The 11,807-nt window shown below is 67.8% G+C and carries 7 protein-coding genes; 5 read left to right on the forward strand and 2 right to left on the reverse strand.

What is annotated here, in order from left to right; translation table 11 throughout:
• The first annotated feature begins 106 nt into the window (after window positions 1-106).
• From PW843_06560 to PW843_06580, 5 genes are read left to right on the forward strand one after another with little or no spacing between them, the layout of a single operon-like run.
• The gene (locus PW843_06560) at window positions 107-2,293 is read left to right on the forward strand and encodes a cellulose biosynthesis cyclic di-GMP-binding regulatory protein BcsB (GenBank protein ID MDE1146274.1); all 2,187 of its coding nucleotides are present in this window, start codon (window positions 107-109) and stop codon (window positions 2,291-2,293) included.
• Between the two features lie 43 nt (window positions 2,294-2,336).
• Window positions 2,337-4,211, forward strand: a complete 1,875-nt coding sequence (locus tag PW843_06565) for a glycosyltransferase family 2 protein (GenBank protein ID MDE1146275.1) — start codon at window positions 2,337-2,339, stop codon at window positions 4,209-4,211.
• Window positions 4,208-5,749 carry a hypothetical protein gene (locus PW843_06570; GenBank protein MDE1146276.1) on the forward strand — a complete coding sequence of 514 codons (1,542 nt, stop codon included), beginning with the start codon at window positions 4,208-4,210 and terminating at the stop codon, window positions 5,747-5,749. Before PW843_06565 ends, PW843_06570 begins: the two co-directional genes overlap by 4 nt.
• Window positions 5,746-6,702, forward strand: a complete 957-nt coding sequence (locus tag PW843_06575; GenBank protein MDE1146277.1) for a response regulator — start codon at window positions 5,746-5,748, stop codon at window positions 6,700-6,702. The genes PW843_06570 and PW843_06575 overlap by 4 nt, the downstream gene beginning before the upstream one ends.
• A gap of 11 nt (window positions 6,703-6,713) precedes the next feature.
• Window positions 6,714-7,529 carry a transporter gene (locus PW843_06580; protein ID MDE1146278.1) on the forward strand — a complete coding sequence of 272 codons (816 nt, stop codon included), beginning with the start codon at window positions 6,714-6,716 and terminating at the stop codon, window positions 7,527-7,529.
• Window positions 7,530-7,575: 46 nt separating this feature from the next.
• Here the strand turns inward: PW843_06580 and PW843_06585 are convergent, their stop codons facing one another.
• Together PW843_06585 and PW843_06590 are read right to left on the reverse strand one after the other, a co-directional pair.
• Window positions 7,576-9,069: a hypothetical protein gene (locus PW843_06585; GenBank protein MDE1146279.1), complete on the reverse strand. Its 1,494-nt coding sequence runs from the start codon at window positions 9,067-9,069 to the stop codon at window positions 7,576-7,578.
• A gap of 331 nt (window positions 9,070-9,400) precedes the next feature.
• Complete coding sequence (locus PW843_06590; protein MDE1146280.1) at window positions 9,401-11,365, reverse strand: SPFH domain-containing protein; 1,965 nt, start codon at window positions 11,363-11,365, stop codon at window positions 9,401-9,403.
• Window positions 11,366-11,807: the final 442 nt, after the last annotated feature.

Consider the following 11,807-nt stretch of genomic DNA (forward strand, 5'->3'; position numbering starts at 1 on the left):
ATAGCTTGTTCCCGAGGCGGCTTGCAAAAGCATGGCGAACACAACCATTCGTAAAATGCGTCCCACCCGTCCCATTCAACCACCCGCCTTCAACCGGAAACGTCCCATGCAGATGATACCCCATGTCCGCTCCGCGGTGATGCTCGGCGCCATGCTGCTGGCGCAAACGGCCCTGACGCCGGCCTGGGCGCAAGCCCCCGCCGCGCAGAGCGCCCCCGCCACCGGCAATGTGCTGTCCGACCTGCGTGGCGACGCCACGGGTTGGCAGGTGCGCCGCACCATCACCCTGGCCGACCTGGGCTTCCCCCAGGGTATCAGCTTTGAAGGGCTGTCGGGGGCGCGGGAGATCTTCTTCCCCGTGCCGGAATGGGTGACCATCACCGACGCCAAGATCGACGCGCAGGTGGACTACGCCGTGTCCGGCGACATCCATGCCGACGCGCGCCTCAGCGTCGACGGCCGGCCGCGCTGGAACGCGCGGCTGAGCGACACGGCGGTGAAAAGCGCCAGCCTGCCCGTGACCCGCGCCGACGTCCGCGACGGTTATGTGCGCCTGAAGCTGGATTACGCCGGCGTCGTCACCGACAACCGCTGCATGGACCAGCGCCAGCTGGGCGGCAGCTTCACGCTGCAGCCGGAGACCCGGCTGTCCTACACCATCGATCCCCGTGGCATCGACAGCGTGCGCGCCGCCTGGGCCGCCCTGCCGGCCACGGTGCGCATCTCCGTCAGCGCCGGTCCCCTGACCCCGGCGCAGTATGAGGCCGCATTGGTCCTGGCCGTGGGCCTGACCCGCGCCGGCCACACGGTGGAAGTGGCCCGCCTGCCCGGCACGGGTGCTGAGTTGGCCGCCGGTTCCCTGGCGCAGCGCGTCGCCACCGCCGCCCATCAGGACGGCACCCTGGGTGCGGCCCTGGTCGCCGGCAACCTGGCGCGCGACGACCGTGCACCGGCCACCCCCGCCCGCGTCGGCGACATCGTCATCGCCCCGGCCGATGAGATCGCCAAGCTGAAGGCCGCCGCCGGGGAAACCCTGGCCGCCCTGGACAAGTCCGGCAAGCTGGCCCCCGGCTTCCTGGCGCTGGCGGGTGAGGCCGGCGGCGCGCAGCTGCTGAACGCCGGCGATCACAAGACCCTGGCCCTGACCGGCGCCGACGCCGCCACCACCGCCCGCCTGCTGGTGGCCGACTGGCGCGCCCTGGCCGGCGGCCCGTCCATCGCCGCGGCCGCCGCCAGCCACGATTTGCCCCCCGTCCCGACCGGTGAGGCCATCGGTTTCGACCGCCTGGGCCTGGGCGACGGCCTGCGTGAGGTGGTCGACCAGGGCGAATGGGATGTGCGTTTCGATTACGACACCGTGCCCGCCGGCCGCCGGCCGAACGCCCTGGTGCTGGACCTGGCGCCCGGCCAGCCCATGCTGGACAAGCCACAGCTGGTCCACATCTTCGTCAACAACCTGCTGCTGCGCAGCCAGCGGCTGGAGAATGACGGCAAGCTGCAACAGCTGACCGTGCCCCTGCCCACCGGCCTGGTGGGGCGCAACAACAGCGTCCGCGTCCTGCTTCAGCGCAGCAATGAGGGCGGCGACTGCCACGCCCTGCCCCTGCCCGGCCCGGCCCAGTTGCTGCCCACCAGCCGCGTCCGGCTGGAGGCGGCGGAAGCCAAAGCCCATGACTTCTATGAGCTGATGCCGCTGTACGCCAATGGCGCCGCCGTGGTGGCCGGCAAGTCCGACATGGACCATCCGGAGGCCAGCCTGCCGCTGGCGGTCCAGCTGGTGTCCGACCTGGTGCCCAGCGTCGATCACCTGACCCTGGCCGTGGCGGACAAGCCCTATGCCCCCGACCGGCCGTTCGTGGCCCTGCCCGGCGCCACGGTGGACGGCATCAGCCTGCCCGTCCGCCTGGACAAGGGCCGGGTGCAGGTGCAGGACCGCAAGGGCAACACCCTGTTGGACGTCACCGGCCTGCCGGCCATGACCATCACCCAGCTGGCCCAGGCCAAGGGCCAGTCGGGCGTGGCGGTGGCGGAGTTGGCGGGCGGCGCGCCGCTGACCCGCAAGCTGGTGCTGGACCACGGCAACGTGGCCTTCACCGACAACACCGGCCATCTGGTCAGCCTGAACACCGACCGCGACACGGCCGTCGCCATCGTCTACCCCGACGCCGGCGGCTGGCGCGACTATGCGGAGCGTTTCCGCCTGGTGCTGATCGGCGGCGCCTGGATCGCCCTCACCCTGGTTGCCGTCGGCGCCTTCCGCCGCTGGCTGCGGAACCGCAACCCCGAAGCGTGATCGCCCGAAGCGTGACCGGCCGTAAACCAGGGGAGCACCCGCGGTGCTGAGCCATACCCAACCCATCGGCGAACTGTTGATCGCCAAGGGCCTGCTGACCGTCGAGCAGCTGGAAAAGGCGTTGACCATCCAGAAGTCATGGCATGTCCGCTTCGGCGACATCCTGCTGGCCCTGGGTTATGTGAAGCCGCGTGACCTGTACCGCACGCTGGCCGAACGCTTCACCCTGCCCTTCGTCGACCTGATGACCGACCACCCCGAGGATGGGCTGGCGGTCGTCGAGGATGCGGCCACCTATGCCGACCTGCTGCTGCTGCCCTGGAAGCGGGAGGGCGGCACCATGGTGGTGGCGACCGCCGATCCCGGCCCGCGCACGCTGCAGTTCGCGCGCCAGCGCTATGGTACCAACGTGCGCATGGTGGTGACGTCGAAGTTCGACATCCTGTGGACCCTGCAACGCATCTTCGAGAAGGAATACAGCCACAGCGCTGTGTACGCCCTGGCGGAGATCGATCCCGAGAACTCCGCCAAGACGGTCATCACCCCGCAGCAGGGCGTGTTCTTCTACCTGATGTTCTCCGTCCTGCTGCTGGGCCTGGCGTTCGCGCCCATCTACACCCTGATCGCCCTGAACCTGGTCATGGGGCTGTTCTACCTGGGCAACTTCTTCCTGAAGCTGACCCTGGTGTGGTTCGGCAGCGACACGACCTTCGTGGAACGCAAGGTCACGGATGCCGAGGTGCGGGCCCTGAAGGATGAGGATCTGCCGATCTTCACCGTGCTGGTGCCCATGTACAAGGAGCCGGAGGTGCTGCCCATCCTGGCGGCCGCCCTGCGGCGCCTGGACTATCCCCTGGCCAAGCTGGACATCAAGCTGGTGCTGGAGGCGGGCGACCACGACACCATCAACGCCGCCAAGGGCCTGGGCCTGGAGGGCGTGTTCGAGATCATCCGCGTGCCGGCGTCCAAGCCGCAGACCAAGCCCAAGGCCTGCAACTACGCCCTCAACTTCTCCCGCGGCGACTTCCTGGTGATCTTCGACGCCGAGGACCAGCCGGAACCCGACCAGCTGAAGAAGGTCATCGTCGCCTTTGAGAAGTCCGGCCCGAAGACCGCCTGCATCCAGTGCCGCCTGAACTACTTCAACGCCAGTGAGAACTGGCTGACGCGCATGTTCACGCTGGACTACTCGCTGTGGTTCGACTTCATGCTGCCGGGGCTGGAACGCCTGCGCATTCCCATCCCGCTGGGCGGCACCTCCAACCACTTCCGCATGGACGTGCTGCGGTCCTTGCGCGCGTGGGATCCGTTCAACGTGACGGAGGACGCGGATCTGGGCGTGCGCCTGACGCAGAAGGGCTATCGGGTGGGCGTGGTGAACTCCACCACGTTCGAGGAGGCCAACTGCAGCATCCCCAACTGGATCCGGCAGCGGTCGCGCTGGATCAAGGGCTACATGCAGACCTACCTGGTCCACATGCGCCACCCCCTGCGCCTGTACAAGTCCATCGGCCATGCCGGCTTCTGGGGCTTCCAGTTCTTCATCGGCGGCACCATGCTGTCCGGCATCCTGAATCCCATCTTCTGGGGTTTCTACGCGCTGTGGCTGCTGATCGGCGGCGATTGGCTGGATCCGGTGTTCCCGCCCATCCTGCTGTACCTCAGCCTCATCAACCTGCTGCTGGGCAACGGCCTGTTCATCTACCTCAGCATCCTGGCGCCGGTTAAGCGCGGCTGGATGACCCTGGTGCCCTGGGGCCTGACCATCGTGGGATATTGGGCGCTGATGTCGGTCGCGGCCTACAAGGGCCTGTGGCAACTGATCCGCAACCCGTTCTATTGGGAAAAGACCCAGCACGGCCTGTCCAAGGTGGCGCAGCAGGAGGTGGCCAAGGCATTGGCCAGCGTGGGTAAATGAGCGACCGGACCTCCCCCGCCCCACTGACCGCCGGCCTGTTTCCCGCCATGGTCTTCATCGCCGCCCTGGCGCTGGCCGGCGGTATCGCCGACATGGCGCTGTCCGGCGGCTTCCTGGGACAGGCCACCATCAACGGCTGGCGCCATGCCATCCTGGCCGCCGGCGACGGGCCGTACTTCCGTTTTCACTTCTCGACCGCCTATCCCCTGCTGCCGTTCTACATGAACATGGTGGCGGCGTGGGTTCCGGGCCTGGGCGGCCTGCCCATCCCGCTGGCGGTGAACACGCTGGTGCTGGCGGCCCTGGCCGTGTCGCTGGTGCGCGGTTTCATCCAGGCTGGCTATGGCCCGGCAACGGCGCTGATCGCCGGCCTGCTGCTGGCCCTGCACCCCTACGCCCTGGCGGAGGCTGGCCTGGGCAGCGGCATCCCCATGGCCCTGCTGGCCATGACCTGGTTCACCCGGGCCGTCATCCGCCTGCGGGTGGAGGGGGGCGTGGACGCCATGGCGGTGGCCGGCGGCTGCCTGGTGCTGATGTTCCTGGCCGATCCGGCGGGTGCCTTCGTGCTGGTCGGCATGCTGCCCTTCCTGGCGGGTTTGCTGCCGCCGGCGTTGATCATCAGTTCCGCCGTGGGCGGTTTCCTGGTGGTGCTGTTCCCGGTGGGCATCACCCTGCTGGCCCTGCTGTACATGAACTGGCTGTTCCATGGCGACGCGCTGGCCTTCCTGAAGGGCACGCCGGATGCCGCCGCCAGCGGTACGCCCTGGCTGATGGGGGCCGGTGGCAACTTTGGTGAAGTGTTCCTGGTCGGCGCCGTGGCGGCGGTCGTGACAGCACCCCTGATCATCGCCGGGGTGATGGCGCTGCGCCGCACCGGCCTGCTGCGCACCGCCGTGCTGCTGCCGGTGGTCGGCGTGTTCGCGGCCCTGATCCTGGCGTCACTGACCGCCAAGGCGCCCTATCCCGGCACCATCCTGGCCTTCCTGGTGCCGGTGGCGGCCGTGATCGCCGCCATCACCGGCGCCCGCCGGCTGTCGGCCCTGACCTTGCTGCTGCTGGCGCTGGCCGGCTGGGCGGGAGGTGGCGTGGTCATGGCCCTCTATCCCACGCCGGGCACGCTGGCCTGGCGCGCGGCCCTGGCCCATCCGGTGGGCGTCCCCGTGGCCGGAACGGTGGAGCAAGCGGTTGGCCTGTTCCTGCGGGATCTGGACGACGTGGCGCTGGATCCGGCCACAGCCGCGGCGGTGGTGGATGCGCGCGGCCGGGCCGACGGCCTGGTCCTGCCCACCTCCGACCGGCTGAAGACCTCCCTGCTGCTGCGCCGGTTGGACATGGCCTACGTCGTGGTGCCCGATCCGGAAAGCGGCCTGGCCGGACGGCAGGATCTGTTCAACCAGGCCTTCCCCACCCTGTACGATCATGGCCGCGACGGTTACCGCCTGGCCTTCGAGCGCGCCGGTTGGCGCGTTTACCAACGTGTATCATCCGTGCCGGCGCCCCCCGCGCCCGGCCCGGAGAATAGGGAGCACGCGCCATGATCCTCATCGTCGACGATTTGCCCGAGATGAGGATGCACCTGCGCATCATCCTGGAGGAAACCGGCTACGGCCCGGTGGCGGAGGCCGCCAGCACGCAGGAGGCCTACCGCTACCTGAAGCTGGATGAGCCTGACGCCGACCCGCCGCCGGTGTCGGTGGTGCTGATGGACATCCAGCTGGGCGACGGCGACGGCGTCGACGCCACCTGCCGCATCAAGGCCGATCCCCGCTACGCCACCCTGGCCGTCATCATGGTGACCGCCATGGAGGAAGAGGAATACCTGAACCAGGCCTTCATCGCCGGCGCCATTGATTACGTCATGAAACCGGCCCAGCCGGTGTCGCTGGTGACCCGCGTGCGCGCCGCCCTGCAACTGAAGCTGGAGGCGGAACGCCGGACCCGGCGGGAGGAGGAGCTGGTGACCGCCAACGCCGCCCTGCAGCGCACCCTGGCATCCATGGGCCCCGGCATCGACCATGCCACCGGCCTGCCCGACGCCCGTGCGCTGGAGGTGCTGCTGACCCGCCGGCAGGAAATGCGCCGCCGCCCCGCCCTGGTGCTGGTGGCCACCGACGCCTACGCCAGTTATGTCGGCGTGCTGGGGGCGGAGGCCGGCGCCACCCTGACGGCGCAGCTTTCCCAGGTGGTGGGGGCCGTGTCCGGCAAGGTCGGTTACCAGATGACGGTGGCCGACATCGCCACCCTGGCGGTGATCGTGGAACCGTCGGAGGAGGCGCTGTCGCTGGCCGGCCGCATCCAGGCCGCCATCGCCGTCGCCAACCTGATGCACCCCATGTCGTCCATCGCCAACCGCGTCACCGCCAGCATCGCCGTGGTGGGACCGGAAGCCCTGGCCAACGGCGGCTTGGCACGGGCCCTGAGCGCGGTTGAAGACGCCAAGCGCGACGGCGGCAACCGCATCGTCCCCATCGGCCTGACGCCCAAGACATGAAGATCCCCGCCATGAACCCTCGGAAGACCTGCGCCTTCGCCCTGGCCGCCTCCGCCCTGGTCCTGCTGTCCAGCGGCAGCGCCTGGGCCGGCGCCTGGCCCACCACGGCCGGCACGGTGGACACCATCACCAGCATTTCCGACATGACCTCCTCCTCCCCCGCGGCGGGCCAGGTCATCCAGGGTTCCAACAGTTTCGAGAAGTTCGAGGTCAGCCCCCTGATCTCCTACGGCCTGACCGACAGCACCACCGTGCAGGTGCAGCCGCGCTGGCAGCAGCTGACCGCCCGCGACGTCAACGGCAACACCACCCGCACCTCGGGCTTTTCGGACCTGGAGGTCGCGGGCCGCTTCCGCCTGTGGTCGGACGACCAGACCGGTTCCGTCTTTTCCGTCCAGCCGCTGGTCAGCCTGCCCACGGGCTACGATCCCGACCGCCAGCCGGCGCTGGGATCCGGCCACCCGGATTATGAGATGCGGGCGCTGTACGGCACCAACCTGAACATCCTGGGCCTGCCCGCCTTCTTCGATGGCGAGCTGGCCTACCGTGCCCGCACCGGCCCGCCGGCGGACGAGGCCAAGCTGGACCTGACCCTGGGCGTGCGTCCCGACGACAAGTGGATGCTGCTGGCCCAGTCCTTCACCACCCTGACGGTGGGCAATGCCGGCCAGGGCTACCAGCCCTACAAGATCTCCAAGCTGGAATTCTCCGTCGTCCGCAGCCTGACGGACCACATCTCCCTGCAATTCGGCTACGAGTTCTCGCCCTACTACGAAAACTTAGGGTCGGAGAACACCTGGCTGGGCGGGGTGTGGGTCAGTTTCTGACCTGGAAAGGGCTGTGGTGCCAACCACAGCCCCGCTCCCAAGTTTTTCAGTCCCCGGCCAGCAGGGCCAGCGCCCGGGCCGTTATTTGGGAGACCGGTTGCAGGCCGACCGCTTCCAGGAAGCCGACGCCGCCGGCGCGGGTTCCCGTGATGTCCATGTAGTCGGCCGGCGTTTCTGAGGAAATCTGGCCGGTGGGCTCATTGAAGGTGCCGTCGTAGTGCCAGGGCAAGGCCAGGCCGGACAGCGGACTTCCCAGCTTGAGCAGATCATCCACCTGGTTGCCGATCCCGCTATAGGACCGGCCGACGGGGATGGGGGCGGTAAGGCCGCTGGTGGATCCGACGGGGATCGGAAACTCCGCGACGGCGTTGGTCTGGATATTCCCGTTCACCCAGTACGCCGCCCAGGCGTTGTTCTGTGGGGTGAGGAAATAACCGTAGGAGAAGTCGAGGTTCGACGTCACCTCGCCCATGATGAAGGCCGCGCCCGTCAGCGCGCTGTTGTCCTTGAAATTGAAATACTGCCACAGCCAGCCGTTGGTGGGCTTTGGGTCGTCGATGAAGGGGATGCTGGTGTCACCGGCCGGATTGTGGATGCTGGTCATCATCAGCTGGTGGTCCGTCCAGCCCACGCCCGACAGCACCGTGTATTCCATACCCCCGACGCAGACCGAGCCGGTCACGTCCAGCTGCGGCCAGCTGTAGTACATGCCTGGGGTCGGCAGCGAGGTCATGCCGGTGCCGCCGGTGCCGGCGCCCAGCAGGGTGGAGGCCTGTGGCACGCCTTGCAGGAAAAAGCCCTGATCATCGGCCACGAAATCACGCGTGCTCAGCGTGAGGGCGACGGTGATGTTGTCGCCATCCGCCACGGACACGCTCAACGGCATCACGATGTCGTTACCGGTCGCCGCACCGTTGCCGGTCAGCTGGTCAGGGCCGACGCCAAGGAAAAACGGCTGGCCCGGCGTGCTGAAGCTGGCCGTCCCGCCGGCGGCGGGCCATTGGTAATTGGGCGTGCGCCGGACGATGCGCGTGGGTTCGCCCGGCATGTCGAGGGTGACGGTGGCGACGTTGGAGAAGACGGAAGCCTGCTCATCCGTCCACCCGGCGCTCTCCTGCGCCGACAGGCCGCACGCCCGGAATTTCAGCATGGACAGCAGGAAGGCCAGGCGCCCCTTCTTGCCGTTGGCGTCCTGGACGTCCAGGTGGGCGCCGACCCAATACCATTCATCGCCCATCTGGCCGTGCATGTGATGGTCCTGGGGGAAGGCGATATCGGCATACACCGCGTGCGGCAGCTGGATGGTGGAGCCCGCCGGCAGCGGCACCGCCATATCGATGCTGGACGCCCGGCCCAGCAGCGAGCGGATCACCGCCATGGTGGACGCCGGATCCTTGCGGAAACTCAAGGACGCCGCCGCTTCCGTGAGCTGGCCGAAATAAGGAATGGCCAGCGTGTTCCCGGTGTTGGGATCGATGGTCGCCTGGATCTGATTGAGATAGGAGATGATCACCTGTGAAAGCTGCGCCGGCCCCGACATTTTCCCCTCTATGGCATGATGGACAACCTATAAGGGCATTTTATATAAAATTTTTCCTAATTTCTAAATTGCATAATTGCGCCACACAGGAAAAAATTGCCGGGCGGCATGGTTGCACATGCAATGAGAGTGTTTCGCCGCGGGCGAAAGTGCGCTGTTGTATCCCAAACACCCCCGGCCGCTCTGATAACCGGGGCGTCTTCAGCGGGCATCCGGTCGGAAAGCGGCCCTGGATGATCGGTGGGCGCGTCCTACATTGAACGAAATGCCGGTCCTCTCAAGGCCATGCCGGCGGCCAAGGCTCATGTCCTGGCCGCCGGCAATCCTTAGATCACGACAAGGCTTCCGGGGTCTTGCCCCGTTTCACCAGCTGGTCCAGGCCGCCCTGGGCCATCAGCAGGCTGACCAGCGCGTCCACCAGGGTGCCGTGGCCGGCCTCATTGCCGCCCATGGTGACGGTCGGCACCAGCGGCACCTTGGCCTGGGTGATGGCGGTGGCCAGCATGCCCGCCACTTCCTTCGACAGGGCGGCCTCCGATCCGCCGAAGGCGTCGACCTGGGCCTTGGCGGCCTGGGCGTTGGCCTCGCCGATGGCGGCGACGCGGTCGGCCTCGGCCCGGCCTTCGGTGCGGGTGCGCATGGCGGTGGCCTCGGCCGTCACCTTGGTCGCCTCCGCCTCCTGGGTCTTGCGGGCCAGTTCGGCGCGACCGTGGTTCTGCGCCACCTCGATGGAGACGGCCGACTTGGTCAGGTCACCCTGGGCAGCCGCCCGCGCCTCCGCCGCGCGCAGCTCCAGTTCCTTGGCGGCGGCCAGTTGCTGGCTTTCATAGGTCTCCACCTTTTCCCGGGCGACCTGCCGGGCGCGCAGCTGTTCAAAGATGGTGTCGATGTGGGTGTCGCCCTTGGCGGCGCGCGGCGTGCCGATCATCACCTCCTTCACGTTCAGGCGGTACTTGGCGAAGCGCGCGCTCATGGCGGCCAGGGCCTCGCGCTGCACCTCCGCCCGCTGGTTCACCAGTTCGATCAGGGTGCGGCTTTGGGCGGCGTCCTTGAACCAGGCGCTGACCATGGGGTCCAGGGTCTGTTCCACCAGCTTCTTGATGTCGGCGAACTGTTGCACCACCCAGGGGGCGTCGTCGTAACCGATGTGCACCACGATGGACAGGGGCAGCACCGGTTCGAACGCGTCCTTGGTGATCAGCTTGATCTCCGCCAAATTGTCGTCGAAGCCGTGGGCCTCGCTGCGCCCCTCGATCCAGCGCAGGACGAAGTTGGTGGTGGGCACCGTGCTGACCTTCACGGCATAGGGGTTGATGGCGTACTTGCCGGGGTGCAGGGGCGTTTGCCACACGCCGCGCTGGCCCTGGGCCACCAGTTCGCCATGCTTGTGGTCGCTGCCCGACACGTCAGCCCCGCGCGGACCGGTAAAGCTGACCACCACGCCGACATTGCCGATTTCCACGTGGGTCTTGGGCCGCACCTCGATGGTCGCGAACAGGCGGTTGACGTAGTAGGTGCCCTCCACCAGCACCTGTTCCTGCCGGCCGCGACGGCCGCCGGCGGCCAGGAAGGTTTCCGGATCCTGGAAGCTGTTGTGGAAGGTGGTGCCGTCGGCGGCATGCGTGCCCACCGTGGGGGCGATGATCTCGCCATGGTCCAGGGCCGGGCCGTCATGGACGGTGACCACGCCCACGGAGTCCTCATGGTCGCGGATGATCAGGGGGCGGAAGCCGTCGCGTTCCTGGATCAGGTCGCGCATCACCGCCACCGCGCGCTGGTCGCTGCTGTCGCCGATGGCGATCATGTGGGTGGCGGATTCGGTGAAGACGATGAACTGCGCGGTGTTGATGGCGTAGACGCCCTCACGCAGGATGCGGCGCTGGGGGCCGCGCTGGCCGCCCTGCTGCATGAAGGTGCGGGCGTTCTCCACCCCCACCCCGACCGGCCAGCGGGCCAGGGTCTGGGCGTTGGGCAGGGCCTGGCCGCCCCGGGCGAACAGATAGGCCAGGCTGCCCTGGGGCACCGTCACCAGATTGGCGCGGTGCACGCGGTATTGCAGCGGCATGAAGAAATGAAAGCCGCCGCGCAGGGTTTCCGGCCGGAAACCGGCCTCACCGGCCAGCGCCAGGAAACCTTCCTGCAAGGGGCGGCCGGCGGCCCACAGCTTTTCCACGATGCCCACGGCGTCGTTGCGGATGTAGACGATGGTGCCGGTGGCAAAGGCGAGGATGAGAATACCCAGGGCGCCACCGACGACATAGGCGGTGGGCAGCACCCAAGACGGGAACTCCAGCATGAAAGCCTCGTTCGGCGGACCAGGACGATAGGCGCCCGGGCCGGGTCCGCGGGCGGATTCCGGGCGCAGAACCGCGAGGACCGCCACCCCAAGCAAACGGGCGTCCGGCATCGCGGAATGGGGCTGGGATGGAATTGGGGAAAGCGTCAGGTGGCCGCCGGTGTCAGGAGCGGCGCTGGCTCATGTCGATCTCGATGAGGCCTCAGACACGGACGAACGATCCGGCGGCGATGCGCCATTGGGTCGTCAGGGGGAACAGGGAACCCAAGCAACGCAGACGCTGCATCAGGGGGTATCCGAACCGTTGTCGATGAAACGGATATTACCATGACGGCCGTGTGACACAACGCACAGGCGCAATGCCGGCGCCTTCAGCCAGCAGCGCGCGCCGCGCATACCGGTTGGCGTGGACAAGATGTCCGAACGGAGTCCACCCGCATCC

The organism is Azospirillaceae bacterium (assembly GCA_028283825.1).
Classification (GTDB): Bacteria; Pseudomonadota; Alphaproteobacteria; order Azospirillales; family Azospirillaceae; genus Nitrospirillum.